Origin of the sequence: Nocardia nepalensis (assembly GCF_048910785.1) — a bacterium.
Classification (GTDB): domain Bacteria; phylum Actinomycetota; class Actinomycetes; order Mycobacteriales; family Mycobacteriaceae; genus Nocardia; species Nocardia nepalensis.
Window position 1 is genome coordinate 62,586 of record NZ_JBKBET010000001.1, and the last position, 25,859, is coordinate 88,444.

25 protein-coding genes and 1 pseudogene are annotated in these 25,859 nt (G+C 67.0%); 20 read left to right on the forward strand and 6 right to left on the reverse strand.

From position 1 onward, the window contains the following. Window positions 1-60 precede the first annotated feature (60 nt). Window positions 61-579, forward strand: a complete 519-nt coding sequence (locus ACHQ4I_RS00270; protein WP_420769581.1) for a polyadenylate-specific 3'-exoribonuclease AS — start codon at window positions 61-63, stop codon at window positions 577-579. Window positions 580-636: 57 nt separating this feature from the next. Here the strand turns inward: ACHQ4I_RS00270 and qcrB (ACHQ4I_RS00275) are convergent, their stop codons facing one another. The 4 genes from qcrB (ACHQ4I_RS00275) to ctaE are packed head-to-tail and all read right to left on the reverse strand — an operon-like array spanning window position 637 to window position 4,987. Beyond that, a complete protein-coding gene (gene qcrB, locus ACHQ4I_RS00275) occupies window positions 637-2,259 on the reverse strand; it encodes a cytochrome bc1 complex cytochrome b subunit (protein ID WP_420769582.1) in 1,623 nt (540 codons plus the stop codon). After that, entirely contained in the window at window positions 2,256-3,431 is a 1,176-nt protein-coding gene (gene qcrA, locus ACHQ4I_RS00280; RefSeq protein WP_420769629.1) for a cytochrome bc1 complex Rieske iron-sulfur subunit, read from the reverse strand. Before qcrA ends, qcrB (ACHQ4I_RS00275) begins: the two co-directional genes overlap by 4 nt. A 20-nt stretch (window positions 3,432-3,451) precedes the next feature. Further along, window positions 3,452-4,315 carry a cytochrome bc1 complex diheme cytochrome c subunit gene (qcrC, locus tag ACHQ4I_RS00285; protein ID WP_420769583.1) on the reverse strand — a complete coding sequence of 288 codons (864 nt, stop codon included), beginning with the start codon at window positions 4,313-4,315 and terminating at the stop codon, window positions 3,452-3,454. A 60-nt stretch (window positions 4,316-4,375) separates the two neighbouring features. Then, window positions 4,376-4,987, reverse strand: a complete 612-nt coding sequence (gene ctaE / locus ACHQ4I_RS00290) for an aa3-type cytochrome oxidase subunit III (RefSeq protein ID WP_420769584.1) — start codon at window positions 4,985-4,987, stop codon at window positions 4,376-4,378. A gap of 221 nt (window positions 4,988-5,208) precedes the next feature. Here ctaE and ACHQ4I_RS00295 point away from each other — a divergent pair, with 221 nt between their 5' ends. Both ACHQ4I_RS00295 and trpD read left to right on the forward strand, forming a co-directional pair. Next, the gene (locus ACHQ4I_RS00295) at window positions 5,209-5,634 is read left to right on the forward strand and encodes a hypothetical protein (RefSeq protein WP_420769585.1); all 426 of its coding nucleotides are present in this window, start codon (window positions 5,209-5,211) and stop codon (window positions 5,632-5,634) included. A gap of 71 nt (window positions 5,635-5,705) precedes the next feature. Beyond that, the gene (gene trpD, locus ACHQ4I_RS00300; protein WP_420769586.1) at window positions 5,706-6,761 is read left to right on the forward strand and encodes an anthranilate phosphoribosyltransferase; all 1,056 of its coding nucleotides are present in this window, start codon (window positions 5,706-5,708) and stop codon (window positions 6,759-6,761) included. Window positions 6,762-6,923: 162 nt separating this feature from the next. Here trpD and ACHQ4I_RS00305 read toward each other — a convergent pair whose 3' ends face one another. Then, window positions 6,924-7,199: an Lrp/AsnC family transcriptional regulator gene (locus tag ACHQ4I_RS00305; RefSeq protein WP_420769587.1), complete on the reverse strand. Its 276-nt coding sequence runs from the start codon at window positions 7,197-7,199 to the stop codon at window positions 6,924-6,926. Between the two features lie 5 nt (window positions 7,200-7,204). After that, window positions 7,205-8,974, reverse strand: coding sequence for a DEDD exonuclease domain-containing protein (locus ACHQ4I_RS00310; RefSeq protein WP_420769588.1), 1,770 nt, complete (start codon window positions 8,972-8,974; stop codon window positions 7,205-7,207). 605 nt (window positions 8,975-9,579) lie between these two features. Here ACHQ4I_RS00310 and ACHQ4I_RS00315 point away from each other — a divergent pair. The 17 genes and pseudogenes from ACHQ4I_RS00315 to ACHQ4I_RS00395 all read left to right on the forward strand — a co-directional run bounded on the left by ACHQ4I_RS00315 (window position 9,580) and on the right by ACHQ4I_RS00395 (window position 25,724). Beyond that, window positions 9,580-10,152 (forward strand): C40 family peptidase, encoded by a 573-nt coding sequence (locus ACHQ4I_RS00315; protein ID WP_420769589.1) that lies wholly within the window; start codon window positions 9,580-9,582, stop codon window positions 10,150-10,152. 271 nt (window positions 10,153-10,423) lie between these two features. Then, the gene (locus ACHQ4I_RS00320) at window positions 10,424-11,449 is read left to right on the forward strand and encodes an NlpC/P60 family protein (protein WP_420769590.1); all 1,026 of its coding nucleotides are present in this window, start codon (window positions 10,424-10,426) and stop codon (window positions 11,447-11,449) included. Window positions 11,450-11,455: 6 nt separating this feature from the next. Beyond that, entirely contained in the window at window positions 11,456-12,454 is a 999-nt protein-coding gene (locus tag ACHQ4I_RS00325) for a hypothetical protein (RefSeq protein ID WP_420769591.1), read from the forward strand. Between the two features lie 77 nt (window positions 12,455-12,531). Further along, window positions 12,532-13,659 (forward strand): glycosyltransferase family 4 protein, encoded by a 1,128-nt coding sequence (locus ACHQ4I_RS00330; protein WP_420769592.1) that lies wholly within the window; start codon window positions 12,532-12,534, stop codon window positions 13,657-13,659. A gap of 48 nt (window positions 13,660-13,707) precedes the next feature. Further along, window positions 13,708-14,091: a polyketide cyclase / dehydrase and lipid transport gene (locus ACHQ4I_RS00335; protein WP_420769593.1), complete on the forward strand. Its 384-nt coding sequence runs from the start codon at window positions 13,708-13,710 to the stop codon at window positions 14,089-14,091. A 45-nt stretch (window positions 14,092-14,136) separates the two neighbouring features. Continuing rightward, complete coding sequence (locus ACHQ4I_RS00340; RefSeq protein ID WP_420769594.1) at window positions 14,137-14,574, forward strand: SRPBCC family protein; 438 nt, start codon at window positions 14,137-14,139, stop codon at window positions 14,572-14,574. A gap of 38 nt (window positions 14,575-14,612) precedes the next feature. Then, a complete protein-coding gene (locus tag ACHQ4I_RS00345; protein ID WP_420769630.1) occupies window positions 14,613-15,866 on the forward strand; it encodes an ArsA family ATPase in 1,254 nt (417 codons plus the stop codon). Further along, on the forward strand, window positions 15,863-16,342 hold the full coding sequence (locus ACHQ4I_RS00350) for a hypothetical protein (RefSeq protein ID WP_420769595.1): 480 nt from the start codon (window positions 15,863-15,865) through the stop codon (window positions 16,340-16,342). The genes ACHQ4I_RS00345 and ACHQ4I_RS00350 overlap by 4 nt, the downstream gene beginning before the upstream one ends. After that, window positions 16,339-17,352 (forward strand): ROK family protein, encoded by a 1,014-nt coding sequence (locus ACHQ4I_RS00355; RefSeq protein WP_420769596.1) that lies wholly within the window; start codon window positions 16,339-16,341, stop codon window positions 17,350-17,352. The genes ACHQ4I_RS00350 and ACHQ4I_RS00355 overlap by 4 nt, the downstream gene beginning before the upstream one ends. A 134-nt stretch (window positions 17,353-17,486) precedes the next feature. Beyond that, window positions 17,487-18,212: a lysophospholipid acyltransferase family protein gene (locus ACHQ4I_RS00360; protein WP_420769597.1), complete on the forward strand. Its 726-nt coding sequence runs from the start codon at window positions 17,487-17,489 to the stop codon at window positions 18,210-18,212. A gap of 104 nt (window positions 18,213-18,316) precedes the next feature. Further along, the gene (locus ACHQ4I_RS00365; protein ID WP_420769598.1) at window positions 18,317-18,997 is read left to right on the forward strand and encodes a phosphoribosylanthranilate isomerase; all 681 of its coding nucleotides are present in this window, start codon (window positions 18,317-18,319) and stop codon (window positions 18,995-18,997) included. A gap of 136 nt (window positions 18,998-19,133) precedes the next feature. Next, the gene (locus tag ACHQ4I_RS00370) at window positions 19,134-20,009 is read left to right on the forward strand and encodes a hypothetical protein (RefSeq protein WP_420769599.1); all 876 of its coding nucleotides are present in this window, start codon (window positions 19,134-19,136) and stop codon (window positions 20,007-20,009) included. A 285-nt stretch (window positions 20,010-20,294) separates the two neighbouring features. Next, window positions 20,295-21,919 (forward strand): annotated as a pseudogene (qcrB, locus tag ACHQ4I_RS00375) (cytochrome bc1 complex cytochrome b subunit). Further along, entirely contained in the window at window positions 21,916-22,149 is a 234-nt protein-coding gene (locus ACHQ4I_RS00380) for a hypothetical protein (protein WP_420769600.1), read from the forward strand. The pseudogene qcrB (ACHQ4I_RS00375) and the gene ACHQ4I_RS00380 overlap by 4 nt, the downstream one beginning before the upstream one ends. 153 nt (window positions 22,150-22,302) lie before the next feature. Then, on the forward strand, window positions 22,303-22,767 hold the full coding sequence (locus ACHQ4I_RS00385; protein WP_420769601.1) for a nitroreductase/quinone reductase family protein: 465 nt from the start codon (window positions 22,303-22,305) through the stop codon (window positions 22,765-22,767). Window positions 22,768-22,840: 73 nt separating this feature from the next. Continuing rightward, window positions 22,841-24,394 (forward strand): alkaline phosphatase D family protein, encoded by a 1,554-nt coding sequence (locus tag ACHQ4I_RS00390; RefSeq protein WP_420769602.1) that lies wholly within the window; start codon window positions 22,841-22,843, stop codon window positions 24,392-24,394. 52 nt (window positions 24,395-24,446) lie between these two features. After that, the gene (locus ACHQ4I_RS00395; RefSeq protein ID WP_420769603.1) at window positions 24,447-25,724 is read left to right on the forward strand and encodes an FAD-binding oxidoreductase; all 1,278 of its coding nucleotides are present in this window, start codon (window positions 24,447-24,449) and stop codon (window positions 25,722-25,724) included. Window positions 25,725-25,859 lie beyond the last annotated feature (135 nt).

A 25,859-nucleotide genomic window follows, 5' to 3' on the forward strand; every position in this document is an offset into this window, starting at 1 on the left:
GGGTGGTTTCCGCCCACCTAGGGTGGATAGCCGGGCACTATCGCCGCACCGTACCGACCGTTGGAGGAGAGACCGATCTCGCTTCGATATTTTTATGACTGCGAATTCATCGAGGACGGGTCGACGATCGACCTCGTATCGATCGGTGTCGTCTGTGAGGACGGGCGCGAATACTACGCGGTCTCAACCGAATTCGATGCCGAGCGGGCAGGCCCGTGGGTGCGCCGGTACGTGCTGCCGCAGCTCCCGTCGCCCTCCTCCCCGCTCTGGCGCACCCGCGAACAGATCCGCAAAGATCTCTACGAATTCCTGGTCCCGCGCCCCAGCGTCACCCCCGAACTCTGGGCCTGGGTCGCCGCCTACGACCACGTCGCCCTGTGCCAGCTCTGGGGTTCGATGGTCGATCTCCCCAACGCCCTCCCCCGCTACACCAACGAACTGCGCCAGCACTGGGAGGCCCACGGCCGCCCCGAACTCCCCCCGGTCCCCCCGGACGCCCACGACGCCCTCGCCGACGCCCGCCACAACCTGGCCAAATTCGAGGCCATCGAAGCGGCGCGCCGCCGGGTTTCCCTTTAACAGCGAAAGGCCCCGAGTCGAATTCGACTCGGGGCCTTCTGCTTTCGAGCTAAGCGATCAGTGGCTGGACTTGCCGTTCTGACCGTTGGCCTGCTCTTGGACCCGCTGCAGCACGGCGAGCTGCTTGTGCTCCTCCGCGTGCTCGGTCTCGAAGGCCTGCTCGATCTCGTGCAGCGGATCGGCCCGCAGGAAGCTACCGGTGCCCGGCTGACCGGCCGAACCCAGCTTGTTCATCTTCTTGGGCACGTGCGCACCCTGGTACTCCAGCGGAACCGGGTGGCCGTGGTCGTCGACCGGGCCGAGCGGCTGGTGCACCTCGATGTACTCACCGTGCGGCAGGCGCTTGATCACACCGGTCTCGATGCCATGCTCGAGCACCGCGCGGTCGCTGCGCTGCAGACCGATGCAGAACCGGTAGGCGATGAAGTACGCGACCGGCGGCACGACCAGCAGGCCGATGCGACCCATCCAGGTGGTGGCGTTCAACGAGATGTCGAACTTCAGCGCCAGGATGTCGTTGACGCAGGACAGCGTCAGCACCACGTAGAACCCGATCGACATCGCGCCGATCGCCGTGCGCACCGGCACGTCGCGCGGCCGCTGCAGCAGGTTGTGGTGCACCTTGTCGCCGGTGAGGCGCTGCTCGATCCACGGGTAGGCGATCAGCACCGTGAACACCAGACCCATGATCAGCGCGACCCAGAACACGGCCGGAACCGTGTAGCGACCCAGGTACAGCTCCCACGGCGGCATCAGACGCGCCAGACCGTCGGTCCACATCATGTAGAAGTCGGGCTGCGAACCCGCCGACACCTGCGAGGGGTTGTACGGACCCAGGTTCCAGATCGGGTTGATCTGCAGCACACCGGCCAGGATGGCCACGATGCCGAGGGTGAAGGCGAAGAACGCGCCCTGATCCGAGGCGAACACCGGCACGATGCGCGCGCCGACGACATTGTTCTCGGTGCGGCCCGGACCGGGGAACTGCGTGTGCTTCTGGTACCAGACCAGCGCGACGTGCGCGGCGATCAGGGCCAGGATGATGCCGGGGAACAGCAGCACGTGCGCGATGTACAGGCGCGGGATGATGATGTCGCCCGGGAAGTCACCACCGAAGATCAGCCAGTGCATCCAGGTGCCGATGATCGGGATGCTCATCGTGATACCGCCGAACGCGGCCCGCAGACCGGTACCCGAGAGCAGGTCGTCGGGCAGCGAGTAACCGAAGAAGCCCTCGAACATCGCCAGGATCAGCAGCAGGCAGCCGATGACCCAGTTCGCCTCACGCGGCTTGCGGAACGCACCGGTGAAGAAGATACGGAACAGGTGCACGATGATCGACGCCGCGAACAGCAGCGCGGCCCAGTGGTGCACCTGGCGCACGAACAGACCGCCGCGCACCTCGAAGGTGATGTTCAGCGCCGTCTCGTAGGCCCGCGACATGGTCACACCACGCAGCGGCTGGTAGGCGCCGTTGTAGACGACCTCGCTCATCGACGGATCGAAGAACAGGGTCAGATACACACCCGACAGCAGCAGAATGATGAAGCTGTAGAGCGCGATCTCGCCGAGCAGGAACGACCAGTGGGTCGGGAAGACCTTGTTGATCGACCGCTTCATGAACGCGGCGGCGCGGTACCGCTCGTCCGCGGCGTGGGCTTGGGCTGCAACCCGACTCATGAACGACGCTCCCAGTAGGCCGGTCCGAGCGGCTCGATGAAGTCGCCGGCGGCGACCAGGTAGCCCTCGGAGTTGACGGTGATCGGCAGCTGCGGCAGTGCGCGGGCGGCGGGACCGAAGACCGGCTTACCCCATTCGGTCGCGAGGAACTGCGACTGGTGGCAGGGGCACAGGATCTTATTGGTCTGCTGCTCGAACAGCGACGTCGGGCAACCGAGGTGGGTGCAGATCTTCGAGTAGGCGAAGTAGTCGCCGTAGTTGAAGCTCTCCTGACCCTTGCGCTTGATGGCCTTCTGCGCGTCTTCGGTGCGCAGCCGGATCAACATGACGGCGTTGCGGATACCGCGCAGGGACTGCAGCGTCGCGTGCTCGTCGCCGCGCCACTTCTCCTTCCACGGGAACACCGTCTCCATGGCGCCCGCGTCCAGATCCTCGGGACGCACCAGCATGACGTCCTCCGGGCGACCGGTGTCGCGACGGATGTAGATCGTCTCGCCCGGGAAGTCCGGGGTCCAGCCCGAAACCCACAGCGGCGACTTATCGCCCTTGGCCCACGGGTTCTTGATCATGCCGCCGACGAAGACCAGCAGCGCACCGATGCCGAGCACGCCGACACCGGCGCCCGCGGTCCGGGTGATCATCTTGCGGCGACCCAGCGTGGAGGTATCCAGCGCGTCCTGCAGCTCGGCGACCAGGGTGCGGCGCTCGACCTCGGGCGAGGGCCCGTCGTGGCGCACCTGGATGGACAGCTCGGCCGGGATGAACTTCTTGCGGATCAGCACCACCGCGATGCCGATTACCAGCACCGCGATACCGAAGCTGAGGCCGACCAGCGGGGTGAACAGCGAGTAGGCGGTGTGGCCTTCCTCGTCCTTGCCCTTGAATTCCCAAGGCCAGAACAGGAACACACCGACCAGCACCGCGGCCGCGATACCGGAGACCGCGAACCAGAACGAGACCTGACGCTCGGCGCGCTTCTCGGCGCGGGTGCCCGGCACCGGGAACCGTTCGCGCCGGTAGGCGACGTCGACGCCGTCGCGCTCGGTACCGAGCTTGACCAGTTCGTCGCGCGACATCGCGTCGAGTTCTTCCTCGGTGGGCTCAGCCGGTGTGGCGTTCACCTGCTCGTTCGACGGCTCCACGCCGTCGTGGCCCTCATCCGGCCGACCCATGTCAGTTGGCTCCTTGTCACTCATGAACGTGATCCGATCCACATCGCGGCGCCGACGACGAGCGTGATGCCGACCACCCACATGGCCAGACCCTCGGTCGCGGGACCGAACCCGCCGAGGTCCCAGCCGCCGGGGCTCTTCTCCTCGGTGGCGTTCTTGACGTAGGCGATGATGTCGCGCTTCTCTTCCGGGCTCAGCTGCCGGTCGGAGAACTTCGGCATGTTCTGCGGGCCGGTGACCATCGCGTCGTAGATCTGCTGCTCGCTCGCCGGTTCCAGCGGCGGGGCGAACTTACCGGAGGACAGCGCACCGCCGCGGCCGGTGAAGTTGTGGCAGGACGCGCAGTTCATCCGGAACAGCTCCGAACCGCGGGCGATATCGGGACCGCGCAGCGATTCCTGGGCGACCTCGCCGTTGGCGTCGCGCACCACGCTCGGGCCGCCGCCGTTGGCCGCGACATACGCGCTCAGCGCGTCGATCTGGTGGGCGTCGAACTTCGGCGGCTTGCGTGTCGCCTGGGCCTCGTTGCGCGCCATCGGCATGCGGCCGGAGGAAACCTGGAAGTAGACGGCGGCCTCGCCGACGCCGATCAGGCTCGGGCCGCGGTCGGGCACGCCCTGCAGGTTGGCGCCGTGGCAGGTGATGCAGGAGGTCTCGTAGAGCTGCTTGCCGTCGCGGATCAGCGCGGACTGGTCCTCGTGCGCGGTCGCGACCTGCGGGTCCGGCGTGATCGCGGTGGCAAGGAATCCGGCTCCGACGAGGCCCACCAGCAGCGCAAGCCCACCCGCGATGCGACGCCGGATGCGGCGCTGCTTACGCGTCTTGCTGGCCTGGCCATTCCCGGGGCTGGCGGGCTCTGGCGCTGACGGGGGAGATGAACTCATCTGTGTCCCTTTGGAGTAGACGGAACCGACTTGTGCAAAAGATTGGGGGTACTGGCCCGCTCAGCGGACGAAGTAGATCGTGGCGAACAGCCCGATCCAGACGATGTCGACGAAATGCCAGTAGTACGAGACGACGATCGCGGCGGTGGCCTGTGCGGGGGTGAACTTACTGACCTTGGTGCGGACCAGCAGGAACACGAAGGCGATCAGACCGCCGATGACGTGCAGACCGTGGAAACCGGTGGTGATGTAGAACACCGAGCCGTAGGCACTGCTCGAGATCGAGGTGCCCTCCCTGACCAGGTTGCTGTACTCGTAGCCCTGACCGGCCACGAACATCGCACCCATGATCAGGGTGATGACGTACCAGCGGCGCAGTCCGAACACATCGCCCTTCTCCGCCGCGAACACACCCATCTGGCAGGTGAACGACGAGGCGACCAGCACGGTGGTGACCGGCACGGCAAGCTTGAGGTTCAGCTCGGTCGGTTCCGGCGGCCAGTTGCCGTGGGCCTGGGCGCGCGCGACGAAATACATCGCGAAGAGCCCGGCAAAGAACATCAGCTCGCTAGACAGCCAGATGATGGTACCGACGCTCACCATGTTGGGCCGGTTCAGCGAATGCACACGCTGAGTAATGGCCGATCCTGGGGTCCCTACTGCGGTCGTCACGGGGGTAAGTATGACTCGTCGTAGTACGACACAAGTACCCGGGTGCGAAACTTGTCCTCCCGTGTCGGAAAACGCACGGACAGACGGGGTCTCGCCCCCAGGTATCGGCGTGTTGGTTCGGAGTCCGGCGCACCTGCGGTGCGGCATGTCGGCGACCTGTGTGACTCCCTCGGCGAGCATGACATGTGTTGGTAAGTAAAAGCTGAGATCAGGAGGCGGATGTGACGCGATGGTGGCAACGATTATTCGGCAGGGACGAACCCGAAACGCTCGATCCGAACCGTTCCGATCTAGTAGTCGTCGCGCAGTGCTTCGATGACTCCGAAGCGTGTTCGACGACACTGGCGCGCGCCTCGGCTCTCAATCCCGATCAGCCCGTATTGCTGCGGCACTATCTGCGGATCCCGCCCGAACAGGTGGCGCAGGTGTGCGGGATCGCGGCCCAGGACGGTTACGCGGCGGCCCCACGCACCGCGGATCCGGCTCCGTACGAGCTGGAATCGCTGATCCTGCAACGCGTCCAGCTGCTCGACGCGCTGCATTGTTCGCAGGAACGGTCCAGGATGGTCGGTCTGGCGCAACGGCACGACGGCGTCGCCGACGGCTGGGATGCCATGCAACCGGGTTCCGCGACCGCGCATCGGTAATAACGTCTCGACCACTACGCTCTAATCGCGACAAACTGGTGCGCGAACCAGTGGTGACAGGAGAAGTGGACATGCGCAGCTGGCCCCAGATACTCGGGACCCTTGCCGATGGCGGCGATCTGGCAGCGGACGACACGACCTGGGTGATCAACGAGATCTTCACCGATAACGCGACGCCGGCACAGATCGCCGCGTTCGGTGTCGCGATGAAGATCAAGGGCCCGACTCCCACCGAACTGTCCGGAATGGCCGCTGGCATGCTCGGCCACGCCCGACTCGTCCATGTCGACGGCGATGCGGTGGACATTGTCGGGACCGGCGGTGACCGGTCGGGTTCGGTGAATATCTCGACGATGTCCTCGGTCGTGGTCGCCTCGGCCGGCGTACCCGTGGTCAAGCACGGCAATCGCGCGGCGTCCTCGAAGAGCGGCGGCGCCGACGTGCTCGAGGCGTTGGGCGTGAAGCTGGCCCTCGGTCCGGAGGCCGTTGCTCGCTGCGTGCGCGAGGTCGGCATCGGCTTCTGTTTCGCGCCGCTATTTCACCCCGCGTTGCGCTTCGCCGGTCCAGCCCGCTCGCAAATCGGCATCCCCACCGTTTTCAACGTGCTCGGGCCACTCACCAACCCCGCGCAACCACGAGCCGGGCTGGTCGGCTGCGCATTCTCCGACCTGCTGCCGGTGATCGCCGGGGTCTTCGCCGATCGCGGCGCCAGCGCCATCGTGGTGCGCGGCAACGACGGCCTGGACGAGATAACCACTTCCGACACCACCGACGCCTGGGTGGTATCGCGCGGAAAACTGCGGGAAACGACCATCGATCCGACCCGCATCGGCATCGCCCGGGTGGATCTGGACGCGTTGCGCGGCGGCGATGCCGAGGTCAACGCGGGCGTCGCGCGCAGCGTATTCGCGGGTACCGCGGGCCCGGTGCGCGATGCGGTACTGCTCAACTCCGCCGCCGCCATCGTCGCCTACGACCTGTCGCGCGGCACCGGCGATCCCGACGCCGACGTGCACGACGCCCTGGCGGCGGGTATCGAACGCGCCGCCGAGGCCATCGACGCGGGCAAATCCGCCGCCCTACTGGAACGCTGGGCCAAACTCACCAATACCCTCGGCGACAACTGAGCCGGAGCGCGCATTCCGGGCAGCCGAAGCGGTCGACAGTGGCCGCGGCATCCGGCGTCGGCCCCGTAATCGATGTCGGACCTGCGCCGGCGGTCTCCAGCGGTTAGCGCCGTCCTTCTCTCCGGCGCCTCCCGCATGCTCTCGGGCTCCTCGTCCCCTGAATCATTCCCCCAGGGAGAAGCCCGCTTCTACATCGGCACTGGAGTAGGACTTGAAGGCGATGTGGGTGGTGGTGCGGGCGACGCCGGGGGTCTTGTCGATGCGGCCGGTCACGATCTCGGCGATCTCCGCGTGGTCGCGCACCCGCACGATCGCGATCAGGTCGACATCGCCCGCGCAGGAGTAGACCTCGGTGACGCCAACGGTGTCGGCGACCGCCTGTGCGGTCTCCGGGATGCGGGCGTTCTCGGCCTGGATCATCACGATCGCGGTAATCATGGCTGTCAGCCTAGGCGGTCGCGACGCCGGTACTCCGAGACTTCGGTGTCCTGGTCCGGGAGTTGGACGCGCGCGGCCGCGGCGGCGAGTTCGGCCCATCCGGCCCAGCGCCCGGCGCCGCGGATCGGCTCGCCGTATCCGTCACTGGTGCGCACGATCCGAACCCCCGGCCGACCGAGCCACCGCGTGACCAGACCCACCTCCTCCGGCGACGCACCGCGCAATGGCGGCGCGGGCTCGGGCAGCACCGTCTCCGCCGCCGCGACGATGCGTTCGATCACCGGCATGGGCGGCACGCCCCGCACCGAGGTACCCGCCCCCGCCAATCGCCCATATCGGATCACCGCGTACTCCCACCCGCCCGCGCCGTCCGGATGCGCCGCGATCAGTTCCGCGATCCGCGCGACCGCGGACAGTCGTTGTGTGCGGTGCAGGGCTCGAACCACCGCGACGGCCCGATCCCGCAACCGGGCGGCGGCCTCGAAATGTTCGGCCTGCGAATGGGTTTCGATGCGGTCGAGCATGGCCCGCAGCGGCGCGTCGGAATGCCCGGCGAGCAGTGCCCGAACACCTGCCGCGGCAGGTTCGTATTCCTCTCTATATAGAGGACGGCCACCGATGGCCGCCGGGCATCCGCCGACCACCGCGGGCGGGCAGTCGTGGCGACCGTCGCGCGGCAGTCGCGTCGTGCAGGTGCGCAGGCCGCTGTGCTCGGCGATGGTGAGCGCGACATCGTTGGCGTCCATCCGAGAAGGGAAGGGCCCCAAGGCATCCGCGGTCGGCGTGCGCGCGATGGCGAATCTGGGGAACGGTTCGTCGGTCAGCGTGATCCACCAGCCGCGCTTGGGAAATTTCGACCGCCGGTTATAGGGCGGGGTATGCGCGACGATGAGCCGCAACTCGCGCACCCCGGCCTCGAGACCGTGCGCGCACACCACATGGTCGACCCGAATGGCAAGGGAAACCATCTCTTTCATCCGGCCACGGGTCTCGGATCCGGTGAAGTAGTTGCGCACGCGGCGACGCAGATTCACCGCGGTCCCTATATAGAGGACTTCGTCGGAGGGCCCGCGGAAGAGATAGACACCGGGACTCGTCGGCAGATCGTTGGCGAGGACCCGTTTGGCGCGCTGGCGCGGTGTGACATTCGGCAAATAATCGAGCAGTTCGGTCAGGCTGTGCACGCCCAGATTGCCGACCCGACCGATCAGGGCGTGCAGCACATCCACGGTGGCCCGCGCGTCGTCGAGGGCGCGATGGTTCGGCTGGGTAGCCGCACCGAGCAGCGGCGCGAGCACGCCGAGTCGAACCGAGGGCGCCTCGTCGCGGGCGAGTACGCGCCGCGCCAGCTTCACCGTGCACACCACCGGCCCGCTCGGCCACGGCGTATCCATCCGAGCCGCCGCGGCGCGCAGGAACGCCATATCGAAGCGGGCGTTGTGCGCGACCAGCACAGCGCCCTTGGCGAACTCCAGAAAACCCGGCAGCACCGCCTCGATCCGCGGCGCCTCGTAGACCATCGCGGTGGTGATCCCGGTGATCTGGACGATCGCCGGCGGGATGGCCCGTCCCGGATTCACCAGCGTCGCGAACTCCCCCAGCACCTCGCCGCCGCGCACCTTCACCGCGCCGATCTCGGTGATCGCGTCGCCATCCGGGCTGGTGCCCGTGGTCTCCAGATCGACGACCACGAAGGTGGTGTCGTAGAGCGGCGTCTCGAGCTCGTCGAAGGCCAACTGCAGTGCGGCGGCCTGGCGCGGCGTCGGATCGGGCACGGCGTGCAGCGTAGGGCCCGGGTACGACAGGAACGTGCCGGAACGCCACCTCGGATTTCGCCACGGAAATACCCGAATTACGCGATGAGGATTTCGCTCCGATTCCCACGAAATGATCTAGAACACCAAAATGTGGCACAGGTCACATTGTTTCGAAAATTACATCATTACACCGGACACGCCCGGGCGTTCGGAGTCGGAGCCCCGGGCGTGCTGCCGCCGATCCCGACAAGGAGACCGACCGGTCTGGGATGTTGGGTGGAAATCGAGCCGACATACCTTTCCGACCTGGGCAAATGCCGAGAACAGCGGCGTCTGGGACACCCCGCCGTCACTTGACCGCCGGCTCGGTAGCGACGCCGGCGCCCCCCGATAATCGCTGGTCGTTATTGTTTCGTGATTGCTGTGACGCAACTCGCACATAATCCGGGGAAAATTTGTTGAGCGTCGCCATTTCTGATCTTGCCGACTTTACAAACCACCGTGATGTGTTCGTAACCTTTTTGAGACCTCACGGAGTTCGACGCACCACCCGACGGTGTCCGAGCAGAAGTCCGCCGCACCACCGGGTGCGGCGTCGTGGGGCAGATTGGGAGAACCGCATCATGGCGACCAACACCGTCAAGCGACATGCAAAGCGTGCCGTCGCGGCCGGAGCCGTCGGAGCTGCCACGCTCGGCGCCTTCCTGTTGCCCGCTGCACCCGCCTCGGCCCAGCCGGTCACCATCCCCGGCGTCGGCACGTTCGACGTGCCGAACGAGATCCCGATTCCGCAGGGGATCCCGGGCATCGAGGTGCCCGCCGCCCCCGCGCTGCCCTTCCTGGCCCCCAAGAAGTCCGTCGGCGATATCGCCCTCGACGCCGCGATGAGCAAGATCGGCTCCCCGTACGTCTACGGCGCCGCGGGCCCGAACGCCTTCGACTGCTCCGGTCTGGTCAAGTGGTCCTACCAGCAGGCCGGCCTGGAGCTGCCGCGCACCAGCGGTGAGCAGCTCGCCGCTGGCACCCCGGTCTCGCTCGACGATCTGCAGCCGGGCGACGTGGTGTCGTTCTACGGCGGCAGCCACTCCGGCCTCTACGCCGGTGACGGCAATGTGGTCCACGCGTCCACCTCCGGCACCCCGGTGAAGCTCGCGCCGATCTCCTCGATGCCGATCGCCGGCGCTCGCCGCTACTGAGCGACCCGTCCGATCAAAGCGCCCGGCCTGTGTGCACGGCCGGGCGACGGGACGGCGTAGCGTTGCGATCGCCGGAAAGCACGAGTGATCGTTTTGTGGCCTACTGGACACGGACCTATGCCGTTCCGTAACCTAATTGAGACCTTCCCGGGTTGCGGAGTTCGCGGCAAACGTTCCCGCAGCTCACGGAGGCGATAAGTCGCTTCACGAGAGAAACGGGGCCTGGCGCGCTGTGACAGCACATCACCGGAGACATCGCAGGAAACGTCTGGTGGCAGAGGCATTAGCGGCGGGAGTCCTGGCCGCGGCACTCTGCAGTGGCAGTCCAGCCGGAGCCGATCCGGCCGCCCTGCCGACCACGGCCAGCGAGGCCGTGCAGCGCATGATCGACCTGTCCCGCGAATCCGAACAGCTCAATCAACAGGCCCTCGGCGCGCAGGCCGATCTCGACACCAAACTCGCCGCCCTGCACGACGCCGACGCCAAACTCGCCACGGCCACGCAGATCGCCGATGCGGCCCGCGAGGAAGTCCGCAAGTTCCAGCCGATCATCGATCGCACCGTGATCGCCGCCTATCAGGGCGCACGCACCAACCGGCTCTCCGCCGTGCTGCTCAGCGACTCACCGCAGCGTCTGCTCGACCAGATGTCCACCATCGACGTGATCTCGGCCAAGAACTCCGAGCAGCTCAATCTCTACCGGCAGGCCACCGCCGCGGCGACCGAGGCGGAGAAGACCGCGCGCACCGCCGCCGATACCGCCCGGGCCGCCTCCGATAAGGCCGACCAGGTGCGCGCCGATCTCGAGCGCAAGCGGGCCGGCCTTTCCGGGTCCATCGCGCAGGTGGTCGAGGCGTGGGGGCAGTTGTCCACCAAGGACAAATCGGCATTGGCCGGATCGCCCTTCCCGCCCGGTTTCGATTCCGACACCCTGTTGCGCGGCCTGGTTCCCGGCAGCGGCACCAGCGCGCTGGCCGCCGGACTCACCCGCATCGGCGACCCGTACGTGTGGGGCGCGACCGGACCGCACCAGTTCGACTGCTCCGGACTCGTGCAATGGGCCTTCAAACAGGTCGGCAAGGATGTGCCGCGGACCAGTTCCCAGCAGGCCACCTATGGCACCCCGGTGGACAAGAACGATCTGCAGCCCGGCGACGTCGTGTTCTTCTACTCCGATATCTCCCACGTCGGCATCTACGCGGGCAATGGAATGATGCTGCACGCCTCCACGTTCGGTGTCCCGGTGGCCGTAGCACCACTCGGGTCGACCCCCTATCACTCGGCTCGGCGATACTGATCGGCTATGAGTAGCTTCCGGCGGGCCCGCACCTGGTTTTTCGTGCGGCGACGCTTCCAGTTCGTCGCCACCGTCGCGACGGTGACCGTGCTGACCGGCACCTGTGGCGCACTGCTGATGGTGCCCAATTCGGTCCTGCCGAAACTGCGCGCGGCCCAGCCGACTTCGATCGGCAGTCTGCGCGCCGCGGCCGACGACGATCCGCGCTTGAGCGCGGTCCGCCGGAGCCTCGAACCCTTCGGACAGCTGGTCACCGAACAGGTGCCGACCGGGGACGGTCAGCAGTCCCTGGTCGTCGGTCATCCCGCGCAACGGGCCGAAATCGATACCCTCGCTGGCGAACTCGCCACCGCGACCACGGCCGTCACCGGCGTCTGGGGACCGGGGTGGGCCCGGTCCGCGATGGTCGTCGTCGCGTCGAACCCGTCGGAGTTCGCCGCGCTGGTTCGTTCGGCGACTATGCCCGCCGATGTCGCCGCGGCCTCGGTGGCCGACCCGTTCGTACCGGGCACCCAGCCGACCGGGCAGCGCGTCGTCTTCAGCGCCGACGCCGGACGCCGCCTCGACAGCGACGGCCTGCGCACCCTGCTGCGTCACGAACTCACCCATATCGCGACCCGCGCCCAGACCGTCGACGGCGCACCGCAGTGGATGCTCGAGGGCTTCGCCGAATTCGTGGCCCACCTCGGCGCCGGACACCACTTCGCCGATATCGCGCCAACGGTCACCACCCGGGTCCGTGCCGGGGATGTCCCGCGCGATCTCCCGGCCGACGCCGACTTCGCCGGGACCGGCGCCGTCGCGGCCTACGAACAGGCCTGGTCGGTCTGCGCTTTCGTGGCCGAGAAGTTCGACCAACCGCGCCTGGTCGAGCTCTACCGTCGCATCGCCGCGGGCAAACAGGACCCCGCCAGCGAGGACCGCATCATGCGCGATGTCCTCGGCACCAGCCGCAGTGACCTGGTCACCGACTGGCGGAACTGGCTGTCCGCCCCCACCGCTTGAGCCGGACCATTACCGCACTCCGGCCGCGAACACGCCGCGCCGAACGCGCGACAAATCCAACACAGTAGTTTGTTCGCATGGCCCGAACTCTGCTGGTTACCAATGATTTCCCGCCGCGGCCGGGCGGTATCCAGTCGTATCTGCAAGCGCTGGCCGGTGAGCTGCCGCCCGATGATCTGGTTGTCTACGCACCGCGGTGGCGCGGCGACAGTCATCTGAAATTCGATGCCAGACAGAAGTTCCAGGTGGTCCGCCACCCCACCACGTTGATGTTGCCGACCCCGCTGGTGCTGCGGCGGGCGGCGCGCCTGCTGCGCAGCGAGAACTGCGACACGGTGTGGTTCGGTGCGGCGGCGCCGCTGGCACTGCTGTCGCCGATGCTGCGGCGCGCGGGCGCCACCCGGATTCTGGCGAGTACGCACGGGCACGAGGTGGGCTGGTCCATGCTGCCGGGTGCGCGGCAGGCGCTGCGCGCGATCGGCGAGCACACCGATGTCGTCACCTACGTCAGTCGCTATACCCGCAGACGGTTCGCCTCGGCGTTCGGGCCGAATGCCGCGCTCGAGTATCTGCCGCCGGGGGTGGACACCGAGGTGTTCCGGCCGGATCCGGCGGCGCGCGCGGAACTGCGCGAACGCTACGGCCTGGGCGACCGCCCGACCATCCTGTGCCTGTCCCGACTGGTGCCGCGCAAAGGGCAGGACGCGTTGATCGTCGCCATGCTCGAGATCCGCGACCGCGTTCCCGGCGCCGTGCTGGTGATCGCGGGCGGCGGGCCGTACGAGGACAAGCTGCGCGGGCTCGCTGCGGCCTTGGGTGTCGCCGACGACGTGGTCTTCACCGGGCGAGTCCCGTCCAGCGAACTGGCCGCCCACCACACGCTGGCCGATGTGTTCGCGATGCCGAGCCGGACCCGAGGGGCCGGACTCGATGTCGAGGGTCTCGGCATCGTGTACCTGGAGGCGTCGGCGTCCGGGGTGCCGGTGGTGGCCGGGAGTTCGGGCGGCGCTCCGGAGACGGTGCTGGAGGGCAAGACCGGGCGCGTGGTCGACGGACGCAATACCACCGAGATCGCCAATGCCATCGTCGACATCCTGTCCGATCGCGACGCCGCCGCCGAGATGGGCGCGGCGGGGCGAAAGTGGGTCGAGGAGCAGTGGCGCTGGGACAGCCTGGGCGCTCGGCTGCGTCAACTGCTGCAATAAGGTGATGGCGGCGCACGGTGCGGCGCTCTGATCTACTACGCTCGGCCCGTGAGCAGTATTCAGGTCGCAGATCAGACTTTCGTCGCCGCCCCGGGGGCGGCGGTCGCCGAGATCCTGTCGGGCCGGAACAATTGGCGCCGCTGGTGGCCCGACCTGACCCTCGAGGTCCGGGAAGACCGGGCCGACAAGGGGATTCGCTGGACGGTCGCCGGTGCGCTGACCGGAACCATGGAAGTATGGCTCGAGCCCGCACTGGACGGGGTGATCCTGCACTACTTCCTGCACGCCGAACCGAAGGCGCCGACCCGGGACCTGGCCGCCGCCAATCGGGCCCGCCGGGTGGCGGGTAAGACGATGTCGTTCGAGATCAAGGCCAGGCTGGAAGCGGGCCGCGCGGCGGGTGTCGCACCCGCGCACACCACCGCCCGCTGACGCACACGAGTACAGCAGAGCAGCTGAAAGGAATCGTTGTCCGCCATGGCCGACAGGACCCAGAGGTCGATCATCATCGATGCACCGTCGCAGCGGGTGATGTCCGTCATCGCCGATCTGGAGTCCTACCCGGAGTGGGTCTCGGCGGCGAAATCCGTTGAGGTGCTGGAGAAGAGCGCCGATGGCAGAGCGCGAACCGCGCGCTTCGTGCTGGACGCCGGGGTCGTCAAGGACACCTATGTGCTGTCCTATACCTGGCGGCCCGACGACAAGTCGGTCAGCTGGACGCTGGTCAGCGGCGATCTGCAGAAGGCGCAGGACGGCACCTACGAACTCATCGATCAGCCCGACGGCACCACCGAGGTGACCTACGAGCTGACCGTCGACCTGAACATCCCGATGATCGGCATGTTCAAGCGCAAGGCGGAGAAGGTGATCACCGATACCGCGCTCAAGGAACTGAAGAAACGGGTCGAAGGCTGATCACGCACAAGCCCGAGGCAAGCGGGACCCGGGTCGAACTGTTCATCGGCAAGGGCGGGGTCGGCAAGACGACATTGGCCTGCGCCACGGCCATGGCCTATGCGCGGGCGGGTCAGCGGGTGCTGGTGGCCTCGCTGGATCAGGCGCATTCGCTCGGCGATGCCCTCGGCTTCCGGTTTCCGCACGATCCCGGCACGGTGGCCGGGATCGCCGGCGTGCTGCCCGGGCTCGATGTGATCGAGGTAGATTCCCTTGCGCTGCTGGAGGATCGGTTCCGCGACGTGGTTCGGATGCTGACCACCGGGACCGGCCACGAGCACGGCATCGACCTGGCGGCACTGGATCCGGCCGAACTGACCGGACTGCCCGGCGTCCAGGAATTGCTGATGCTGGTGGAGATCACCCAGTTCGCCCAGGAGAACGACTGGGATGTGATCGTCGTCGACTGCCCGCCATCAGCGGATATGCTGCGCATCCTCACCGCACCGGAAACCTTGCTCGGCTATGTGGAGCGGGTGTGGCCGCCGCACGCGCGGGCAATGAGCACCGTCGGCACCGACCTGCGCCGCGCGGTGCTGGCCACGACGGTCGAACGGATCGTCAAGGCGGTGACCGAGGTACGTGATCTGCTCGGCGATCACGCACGCACCGGGGCACGGCTGATCACCGTCGCCGAACAGGTGGCCATCGCCGAATCGGAGCGGGTGCGCTCGGCCGCGGCGCTGCTCGGTCTGCGATTGGACGCGGTGGTGGTGAACAAGGTGCTGCCGGCCACGCCGCCGCCGACCGCGCTGGAGGTCGCCTCCCATCCGGCGGTGCAGTGGTATCTGAACCGGCGCGCCGAACAGCTGGACGTGGTGAACCGGCTGCAGCGGGGTATGAACGGAACACGGGTGCTGATCGCCCAGCACACCGGACCCGAACCGGTCGGGCTGACCTCGCTGTCCGCGCTGTCGTACGCGATGGACTCGGGCGAACGGTTAGACACCGACCCCGCGCTGCGCGACAATCCGGCGGAGGTTCGCACAAGTTCCGGCGAGCCGGTGGTTCGATTGGAATCGGGCACCGGTCTGCATTCGGTGTACGCGTTGCGGATGCACCTGCCCGTCGTCGATGCGGCGACGCTGCGACTGGGACGAGTGGAGGACGATTTGATCGTGGGAGCGGACGGGGTCCGGCGCCGGGTGCGCTTGGCGCCGGTATTGCGGCGGTGCACGGTCGATGGCGCCGAACTCGATGACGGCTATCTGGTCGTGCGTTTCCGTCCGGACCCGGAGGCGTGGCCGGTATGAGTGATCCGAACGACGGCCGGACGGATGGCTGGCCAGGTGATGCCGATCCCGGTGACGGCCTCGGCGAATTCGCCGCGGAGTTGAGACTGCTGGCGGAGGCGGTGTTGGAGCGGGTCGAGCCGGTATTGCGCCGGGCCGCCGACGGACAGCCGGACTGGTCGAGTTGCAGTTGGTGCCCGGTCTGCGCGGCGGCCGCGCTGGTGCGCGGTGAGCACCACGACATGCTGGCGACGGTGGCCGATCACGGCACCGCGATCGTCACTGTGCTGCGCGAGGCGCTGGCCGGGGTGCCGGTCGAGCCGGTCATGCCCGAAGACGCGGCACCGCACGATCATTCGGTGTCCTTCGAGAAGAACGCGGACGCGCCGGACGCGGCAGCCGCACCCGCCGAAGCGAACACCCACACCCAGCGGTCGACCTCGGCCGGGCGCAAACGCGCGCGCTACGTCGGCATCCCCGTGACGATCAAGGCATGACGGTGCGCGTGGCAGGTGCGCGACCCCTGACCGTCGGTATCGACGTCGGCGGCACCAACATTCGCGCATCGGTGGTCGACGGCGACGGCGAGGTGCTCGACACCGTCGTCGCGCCGACACCGCATTCGGCCCGCGCACTCGAGGACGCACTGGACCGTGCGGTCCGCGAGCTGTGCCACCGGCATCCGATCGGCGCGGTCGGCCTCGCGGTGGCCGGATTCATCAACGGTGATCGCTCGAGCGTGCGCTTCGCACCGCACCTACCGTGGCAGGACGCCCCGGTCGCGCAGCGGCTCACCGAACGCCTCGGGCTGCCGGTAATCCTGGAGCACGACGCCAATGCCGCGATGTGGGCCGAATACCGCTTCGGTGCGGCGGCGGGCGGGCACAATTCGGTGCTCGTCGCGATCGGCACCGGGATCGGGGCGGCGCTGATCATCGACGGCGAACTCTATCGGGGCACCCACGGCGTCGCACCCGAACTCGGGCACCTACAGGTGGTGCCGCAGGGACGGGGCTGCCCGTGCGGTAAGCGCGGATGCTGGGAAAGATATTGCAGCGGAACGGCGCTGGCCGATACCGCGATCGAAATGCTGGCCACCGATCCGGTGCATTCGACCGTCCTGGCGCGCGAGGTGTTCCGCGATCCCGGTTCGCTGACCGGACGCCGGGTGGCCGGGGCCGCACAGGACGGCGATCCGCTGGCCGTGCGGGTGATGGCCGATTTCGCGCGCTGGCTCGGGCTCGGGCTGGCGTTCGTGAGCGATATCTTCGATCCCGGACTGATCGTGATCGCCGGTGGGGTCAGCAGTTCCGCGCCGCTGTTCCTGGACGAGGCGCGAGAGGAATACGCGCGGGCGATCACCGGGGCCGGCCATCGGCCGCTGGCCCGGATCCGCACCACGCAGCTCGGCGAGGCGGCGGGCATGGTCGGCGCGGCGGAGCTCGCCAGGGCCACTCTCGCCGACACCGGCCGCGGGCGATCGTGGGTCGCCCGTTCCACCCACTGAGCGGTCGGATATCAGCATTCGAGAACATGTGGTGAGATACGCCGCTCCGCTTGGATGTGATCTGTGACCAACGGTAAAGTCGGCAACTGACGGTTGTACCCGTAAACGATCCCGGCCGCGGGGGTTAGGACACCATGCTGTACTGGATGCTGAAGTACCTGTTCCCGGGACCGTTCATGCACCTCTACAACCGTCCGACAGTCGAAGGCGTGGAGCACATTCCCGCCGACGGACCGGCGATCCTGGCGGGGAACCATCTGTCCTTCTCGGACTGGTTGTTCGCGCCATTGATGAGCCCGCGCCGCATCAGCTATCTGGCCAAGGCCGAGTACTTCAACACCCCCGGCTTCAAGGGTCGGCTGCAGAAGTTCTTCTTCAGCGCCACCGGCCAGTACCCGATCGACCGCAGCGGTGCCAGCGCGGCCGAGGACGCGCTCATCGCCGCGCGCAAACTCCTCGACAAGGGCCATCTCGTCGGCCTCTACCCCGAGGGCACCCGCTCCCCCGACGGCCGTCTCTACAAGGGCAAGACCGGTCTGGCCCGCCTCGCCCTGGAAACCGGCGTCCCCGTCATCCCGGTCGCCGTCATCGGCACCTTCGAGGTCTGCCCGCCCGGCCCCTTCCGCTGGCGCCGCCAGCAGGTCACCGTCAAATTCGGCGCCCCCATCGACTTCTCCCGCTACGAGGGCATGGGCGGCAACCGCTTCGTCGAACGCGCGGTGACCGACGAAGTCATGTACGAGCTCATGCAACTCGGCGGCCAGGAATACGTAGACGTCTACGCCGCCAGCCTCAAGAAGGGCGTCCCCACCGAATCCGCCCCCACACCCACCCGCATCCCGGAGACGGCCGCGAGCTAGATTCTCCGCCTTTCTTCACGAGCCCGGTGCCGAACGCACCGGGCTCGTTTTGTCCCAGCCGCCGGTAACCGCGGCGGCAATGCGCTGGCGCTATCGTTTGCCCGGTGACGGTGCGTACCAAGGTGTGCGGGATCAGGTCCGCGGATGACCTGCGGACGGCGGTGTCCTCGGGCGCCGACGCCGTCGGATTCATCTGCGGCATTACCCATGTCAGCGAGGATGCCCTCGACGCGGCACAGGCCGCGCAACTCGCAGCGCTCACCCCCGCCTTCGTGACTCGGGTTCTGGTCACCCATCTCGAGGACGCCGCGGCGATCGTGGACCTTGCCGATCGGATCGGCGTCGATGCGATCCAGGTGCACGGGCTGGTGCCGGTGGCGACGGTCCGCCAGGTGCGCAACGCGGCGCGCGGCCGGCAGGTCATCGCGGCGGTGCACGTAACCGGTCCGGAAGCCATCGACACCGCACGCCGACTCGCACCGAACTGCGATGCGGTACTCCTGGATTCGCGCACGGCGGACCGGTTGGGCGGCACCGGCCGTACGCACGATTGGTCGATCAGCGCCGCCATCGCCGACGCACTGCGGGAACTCGGCCGTCCGGTCATCCTCGCCGGTGGCCTCACCCCGGAAAATGTCGCCGCCGCTATCCACGCGGTGCGCCCGTACGCGGTCGACGTCAATAGTGGAGTCGAGAACGCCACGGGCGATAAGCAGCCGGACGCCTGCGCGACATTCATATCGACGGCACACCGAGCTTCGATCGGGCCGACCGTCGACCGCTGACGCCGCATGCGGACCTGAGCAACTCGGTCATGGGCGGGCAGCCGGAGGGGCACAATCACGGGTGTAGGTGTTCCGAGTGCGGTAACTGCGAGTGTGGCGAAAGCTGGTGCACCGCAAGACGAGCGAGGGGGCCACGATGTCCGAGGAATCGCCGGATGTGCTGTTGTCTCTCGCCGTGGCGGCGGCCCATCAGTTGGGATATTCGTGCCAGGTGGCGGCCGCGGATGACGTGATGTTGTCCGGGCCCGCGGGGCATGTGATGGTCGGTTTGACGAATTTGCGGCGGATGGCGGCGGACGAGCCGCCGGATCAGTGGCCCGCATTGGTGGCGGACTACCTCAGTACCGGACTGGTCGATCTGGAGGTCGACCATGATCCGCTCGATACCGGGGATTTCGCGATGATGCGGGGGCTGATCCGGACTCGGCTGTACTCCGGGCAGGGCGGGGCACCGGATGTGGTGCGTCGCGAGGTCGCGCCCGGACTGATCCAGCGGGTGCTGATCGATCAGGTGCACACCATGGCGCCGGTCACCTATCCGATGCTGCGGCAGTGGCCGATCGACGAATACCACCTGTTCGCCCTCGCCGAACAGAACACCCGCGCCGACGGTCCGCTGGAGGCGATCACGCACCGGGTCGATACGCCGACAGCCGACAGTGTCGAGATCACCTTGCTGTGCGGCATTTCCGATTACGTCACCGCGCACGCGCGCTGGCTCGGCGAGTATCCGGTGGTCGGACCTGCGGGGTCGGTATTCATTGTGCCGTCCCAGCGCCATATCTACGCGCATCCGGTGGCCGATCTGGAGGTCGTGCGGGCAACCACGGTGCTCGCCCAGGTCGCGGTGCTCGACTACACCCAGCGCCCTTGGCCGGTCAGTCAGGACGTCTACTGGTGGCACGGCGGCACCATCGAACTGGCCGCCACCACCCAGCACACCGGCGACGCACTCTGCATCTATCCGTCGGATGACTTCCTCGCCGCATTGAACGAACTCCCCGAGCCCTGACGAGATCTCCGTCACTCACTCGCGCATCGAAATGCCCTCCCATCAGGCACTCGGGGTAGGGCGCTCGCCCCATACCCGCCGCGTCCCGACTTCTCGCATCGGAGCTGTCACGTTTCGGGCCGCTATTGCGTCTTATGCGTGACAGCTCCCGGCGGAGAAGGAGATGACCATGCCTGTGCTGTTCATTGGTGATGAGGTGGCGGACGAGAGCATTGCCGAGGTGTCATGGGAGGCGCAGGCGCCCACGCCGCCGTTCGGCCTACTCGACTCGTACGGGATCGCGCGATGAGCTCGAAGGTGGCGCATCAGGCCGCTGCGGCCGACGAGCGGTACCGCGCCGCCGCCTTCGTGAAACGCTCGATCAATAAGGTCTTTCCGACGCACTGGGCGTTCCTGCTCGGCGAGATCGCGTTGTACAGCTTCATCATTCTGCTGATCTCGGGTGTGTACCTGACGCTGTTCTTCGATCCGTCGATGACCGAAGTCGTCTACGACGGTGCGTATCAACCGCTGCGCGGTGTGCACATGTCGGCGGCTTATGCGAGCGCCCTGGATATTTCGTTCGAGGTGCGCGGCGGTCTGTTCGTCCGGCAGGTACACCACTGGGCCGCACTGATGTTCGTGGCCGCGATCATCGTGCACTGCCTGCGGATCTTCTTCACCGGCGCGTTCCGCAAACCGCGCGAAGCGAATTGGGTGGTCGGTTCGACGCTGTTGGTGCTGGCCATGTTCGAGGGTTACTTCGGTTACAGCCTGCCCGACGATCTGCTCTCCGGCACCGGCCTGCGCGCGCCGCTCGGCGGTTTCACGATGAGCATCCCGATCGTCGGAACCTGGATCCACTTCGCCCTTTTCGGCGGTGAGTTCCCCGGCGAGGTGCTGATTCCGCGCCTGTTCATCACGCACGTGCTGCTGTTCCCCGGCATCATGCTGGCATTGATCGCCTCGCATATCGCGCTGGTCTGGTATCAGAAGCACACGCAGTTCCCCGGGCCGGGACGCACCGAGAACAACGTCGTCGGGGCCCGCATCGTGCCGGTCTTCGCCGCCGACCAGGGTGCGTTCTTCATGTTCACCCTCGCCACGGTCGCGATCATGGGTGGTCTGTTCCAGATCAATCCGATCTGGGAACTCGGGCCCTACAACCCGGCCCAGGTGTCGGCGGGTTCGCAACCGGACTTCTACATGATGTGGACCGACGGCCTGACGCGTCTGATGCCGCCATGGGAGATCTATATCGGCAACTACACCATCCCGGCGGCATTCTGGGTGGCCGTCGTAATGGGTGTGGTGCTGGTGATCCTGCCCGCCTACCCATGGATCGAGAAGCGGCTCACCAAGGATTACGCGGCCCACAATCTGCTGCAGCGGCCGCGAGATGTGCCGGTGCGCAGCGGCATCGGCGCGATGGCGATCGCCTTCTATCTGGTGCTGACGCTGTCCTGCGTCAATGACATCATCGCGTTGAAGTTCGATATCTCGCTCAACGCCACCACCTGGATAGGTCGCATCGGTATGTTGATCGCGCCGCCGATCGCGTACTTCGTCACCTATCGGTTCTGCATCGGTCTGCAGCGCAGCGACCGCGCGGTGCTCGAGCACGGCATCGAAACCGGCATCATCAAGCGACTGCCGCACGGCGAGTACATCGAGGTGCACCAGTCGCTCGGACCGGTCGACGAGCACGGCCACCCGGTCCCCCTGCCCTACCAGGGCGCCGCGATCCCGAAGAAGATGAACAAACTCGGGTCGGCGGCAAGCCGGGCATCGGCAGCTTCCTGTGGCCCGATCCGGCAGCGGAATCCGAGCGGCACTTCGAGATCGAGCACGCTCAGGAACGCAAACAGCTCGCCGTGCTACAGAAGTATCAGGACCGAATCTCCGCCGACGGTGAAAGGCATGCACCATGATGTGGCTCGAACGCTCCTACGAGCCGGGTACCGAGGACTACGGCCTGCTGGTCGCGGCCGCCACGGTGGCCAGTGCGACCACCGCCCACGCGGTCCGTGACCTCTTGCGATACAACGGGATCCGGGCCACCACCGGCCCGGCCCACTCCCACCCCACCCGCCAACGCGTACTCGTCTTCCCCGAAGACGCGATGCGCGCCTACGAAGTCCTCTGCGACAACACCCTGTGAGCCTCCGGAGCTCTCACCACAAGCCCGGACAAGTCGGCCCCGAACCACCCGGTTCGGGGCCTTCGGTCATATTGATCGAGGTCGGCCTCGGAATGATCACCGCGGTGCCATGCTGGTAGCTGAGCACAGTTCCGAACCGTCAGGGAGCGGACCATGAGTTTTCAGAAGATTCCCGCGGGGACCCGAGGATCCCGACCGCCGTCATCGAATCCGGTGTTCCGTTTCCTCACCCGGGCGATGGAGCGATATCACCGATTCCGCCACGACCGATTCCTGGGCATGGACCTGGTGTATCTGACCACTGTCGGAGCGAAGAGCGGTCAGGAACGTCGAGTGACGGTCAGCCGTTTTCCGGCGGAGGACGGCGGGTGGCTCATCGTCGCCTCCATGGGTGGCGCGATCCAACATCCGGGCTGGTACCACAATATCGCCGCGCATCCGGATCAGGTGTGGGCCGAGGTGGGCGGGACGAACTACCACGTCACGGCCGAACAGCTGGACGGCGAACGACGTGACCGGGCCTGGCAGCAGATCACCGCGGGACAACCGCGCTATCTCGGCTACCAGAAGAAGACCGACCGCCTCATCCCGATCATCGAACTCCGACCGCGCGGCTGACGTCGGGAGCCTGTTGGCCGAGCCGACGATGGGAGTTCACATGGTGTTGGACTGCCTGCGCCAAGGTGGGCGAATGACTGGTTCGGACTTCTCCCGGCGGACTCTGCTGCGCACCTGCGCCCTCGGTCTCGTCGCGGCCCCGGCGCTGGCCGCCTGCTCGAACGACGGTCCCGCGCTGGTCCGTTCGCGCCCGAACCTCACCCACGGCGTCGCGGTCGGCGATCCGCGCACCGACGGCGCGCTGATCTGGGCGCGCTCGGATCGGCCCGCGAAGCTGATCGTGGAGACCGCGGCCACCGAATCCTTCAGCGACGCCAAACGATTCGCCGGCCCGCTGCTGACCCCGGACTCCGACGGCACCGGACGGGTGCGCGTCAATGGCCTGCCCGCGGGCCAGCAGGTGCACTACCGGGTCGTCCTCGAGGGCGAGGACGGCGCCACCTCCGAACCGATCACCGGCGTATTCCGCACCGTGCCCACCGGCGCGTCCGATATCAAACTGCAGTGGTCCGGTGACGTGGTCGGTCAGGGCTACGGCATCAATCCCGAACTCGGCGGCATGAAGATCTTCTCCGCCATGGCCGCACGCGATCCGCACCTGTTCATCCACTCCGGTGACTCGATCTACGCCGACGTTCCGTTGCGGGAATCGGTGACGCTGCCCGACGGACGGATCTGGCGCAATACCGTCTCCGAGGCGAAAAGCGCTGTCGCGCAGACCCTGGACCAGTTCCGCGGCAATTACGCCTACAACCTGACCGACCAGAACTACCGTCGCTTCAACTCCGCGGTCGCCCAGGTGGTCCAGTGGGACGACCACGAGACCGTCAACAACTGGTACCACGGCGGCCTGGTCGCCGAGACCAAGGGCTACAGCGAGCGCAGCATGGACACCCTGGCGACCCGCTCCTGGCAGGCCTTCCACGAGTGGATGCCGTTGGAGCCCAAGGAGGCAGTGGACGGACGCCTCTACCGCAAGATCGCCTACGGCCCGCTGCTGGACATCTTCGTGCTCGATATGCGGACCTATAAGGACACCAACGACATCAACAACGGCCCCAGCGGTCACATCTTCGGTCCGGAGCAGACGAAGTGGCTGATCGAGGGTCTGCGCGACTCCAGGGCCACCTGGAAGATCGTCGCCAATGACCTGCCGCTCGGTCTGGTCGTCAAGGACGGTGAACAGAAGGTGACGGCCTATGAGGGCCCCGCCAACGGCGACAACGGCGCACCGTCCGGCCGGGAAACCGAGATCGCGCAAGTACTCTCGGCGATCAAGGCGAACAAGGTGGGCGGTGTGGTCTGGCTGACCGCGGACGTGCACTACACCGCGGCCCACCACTACGCACCGGAGCGCGCCGCGTTCACCGACTTCGACGAATTCTGGGAGTTCGTCTCCGGACCGCTGAATGCCGGTGCGTTCGGCCCGAATCCGCTGGACGGCACCTTCGGTCCGGATGCGGTATTCGTACACGCCCCCGACGTCCAGAACGCCTCACCGCTGGAGGGCTTCCAACATTTCGGTGAGGTTGTGATCGACGGCAAGTCAAGGGAACTGACGGTCAATCTCTGCGACGCCGCCGGATCTGTCCTGTTCAGCAAGCGGCTCGCGCCGCAGGTTCGGTAACCGGTGAGATCGGACGAGCATCGGAGCCCGCGCTGTGGTTAGCTTTCGATCCATGAGCACGCCGCACACTGTCGCCGCCGAAGAATATCTACCTCGTGACACCGCGGATGTCGTTCGTACTGTGCGGAATTCACGCGGTCGAGCGGAAAACCTCACGGTGCGCGGCGGCGAACCGATCGACGATGGACTTTCGTTACCCGATCAACGCGCGGTGGTGTCGCTACGAAAGATGAACGCGGTACTCGATATCAACCTCGGCAGGCGCACCGTGCGCGTGCAGGCGGGCGCCAAACTGTCCGATATCGATCGGCGTCTCGGCGCGCACGGACTCGGTCTGCCGATCGTCGGCGACCACCGCGATATCACCGCGGGCGGCTTCGCCTCGGTCGGCGGAGTGAGCACGGCGTCGCACAAGTACGGCATGTTCATCGATCAGATCGTGGATCTGGAATACGTCGATCCGGACGGTCGCATCGGCACCTGCGGGCGCAACCACCACACCGAGCGCTTCCACCGGATTCTGGGCGCGGGCGGGCGCGCGGGCATCATCACCGCGCTCACCCTCGACGTGGTCGATATCGATAAGGACCACACCTGGCTCACCACCGACGCCGACCGGTTCCTGGACTTCGACTCCTTCGTCGAGCACGCCTACGCCGAGATCGCCCGGCCGGGCAATGTCGCGCTGCAGGTCGGTCGCTGGGTCGATACCGCGCCGCTGAAGGTGTCGCGGCCGGTCGGCACCGGACATGTGCAGTTGGGGACCGTACGCTTCGGTCAGTGGTCGAGCCTGTACCCCACCACGCCGACCCGATCGCTGCGCGCGCGCCGCGAGGTCGGCACCAAAACCAGGAAGTCGCTGGGCGTCATCGCCTCCGCCGCGGGCGGGCGCGCGGGCGCGCCGGTGCGCAATGCCGCGGCGGGCGCGCTCATGTTCGCCCCGAAGGTGCTGACACTGCGGGACGCGGAGTATCTGGCCGATACCGTGATCAGCTCCTCGGAGCGCGGCCCCGCCTACCGGGTCGCGATCTTCGCACCGCTGTCGACCTACACCTCGGTCTTCTACCGGCTGCACGACCTGTTTGCCGGACACCGGGAACGGACCGGCTGCTTCACCGTCATCTCCGCGATGACCTACGGTGTGCGCTCGAAGTACCTGCGTGCGGAGGCACAAACGCGCGGGCTGTCGATCGAGGACCACGGGCTGATCACCTTCACCTGCCGTTTGCGGCCCTCGGCGCTGCCCTCAGAACTGTTGCGCGACATCGTCACCGGAATCGATGAGATCTGCGTTTCCGAACGAGCCCTGCGGTACGACTCCGCGGATTAGACTGTGTCGCGCCGCACATAGTCGCCAGCAAATAACCTCACCGCCCATCGGCGGTGCGGCCATCTGCTGGCGGCAGCGGTCGACTTCGGCACTGTCGGCGGGGTGTCGATGCGTTGGTTCAGCCCATCTAGGTGA

Excerpts from the sequence above, each read along its gene's own strand:
- qcrB (WP_420769582.1), bottom strand. The coding sequence starts at position 2,259 with ATGAGTCGGGTTGCAGCCCAAGCCCACGCCGCGGACGAGCGGTACCGC.
- qcrA (WP_420769629.1), bottom strand. The coding sequence starts at position 3,431 with ATGGGTCGGCCGGATGAGGGCCACGACGGCGTGGAGCCGTCGAACGAG.
- qcrC (WP_420769583.1), bottom strand. The coding sequence starts at position 4,315 with ATGAGTTCATCTCCCCCGTCAGCGCCAGAGCCCGCCAGCCCCGGGAAT.
- trpD (WP_420769586.1), top strand. The coding sequence starts at position 5,706 with ATGCGCAGCTGGCCCCAGATACTCGGGACCCTTGCCGATGGCGGCGAT.
- ACHQ4I_RS00305 (WP_420769587.1), bottom strand. The coding sequence starts at position 7,199 with ATGATTACCGCGATCGTGATGATCCAGGCCGAGAACGCCCGCATCCCG.
- ACHQ4I_RS00315 (WP_420769589.1), top strand. The coding sequence starts at position 9,580 with ATGGCGACCAACACCGTCAAGCGACATGCAAAGCGTGCCGTCGCGGCC.
- ACHQ4I_RS00325 (WP_420769591.1), top strand. The coding sequence starts at position 11,456 with ATGAGTAGCTTCCGGCGGGCCCGCACCTGGTTTTTCGTGCGGCGACGC.
- ACHQ4I_RS00330 (WP_420769592.1), top strand. The coding sequence starts at position 12,532 with ATGGCCCGAACTCTGCTGGTTACCAATGATTTCCCGCCGCGGCCGGGC.
- ACHQ4I_RS00340 (WP_420769594.1), top strand. The coding sequence starts at position 14,137 with ATGGCCGACAGGACCCAGAGGTCGATCATCATCGATGCACCGTCGCAG.
- ACHQ4I_RS00350 (WP_420769595.1), top strand. The coding sequence starts at position 15,863 with ATGAGTGATCCGAACGACGGCCGGACGGATGGCTGGCCAGGTGATGCC.
- ACHQ4I_RS00355 (WP_420769596.1), top strand. The coding sequence starts at position 16,339 with ATGACGGTGCGCGTGGCAGGTGCGCGACCCCTGACCGTCGGTATCGAC.
- ACHQ4I_RS00360 (WP_420769597.1), top strand. The coding sequence starts at position 17,487 with ATGCTGTACTGGATGCTGAAGTACCTGTTCCCGGGACCGTTCATGCAC.
- ACHQ4I_RS00370 (WP_420769599.1), top strand. The coding sequence starts at position 19,134 with ATGTCCGAGGAATCGCCGGATGTGCTGTTGTCTCTCGCCGTGGCGGCG.
- ACHQ4I_RS00380 (WP_420769600.1), top strand. The coding sequence starts at position 21,916 with ATGATGTGGCTCGAACGCTCCTACGAGCCGGGTACCGAGGACTACGGC.
- ACHQ4I_RS00385 (WP_420769601.1), top strand. The coding sequence starts at position 22,303 with ATGAGTTTTCAGAAGATTCCCGCGGGGACCCGAGGATCCCGACCGCCG.
- ACHQ4I_RS00390 (WP_420769602.1), top strand. The coding sequence starts at position 22,841 with ATGACTGGTTCGGACTTCTCCCGGCGGACTCTGCTGCGCACCTGCGCC.
- ACHQ4I_RS00395 (WP_420769603.1), top strand. The coding sequence starts at position 24,447 with ATGAGCACGCCGCACACTGTCGCCGCCGAAGAATATCTACCTCGTGAC.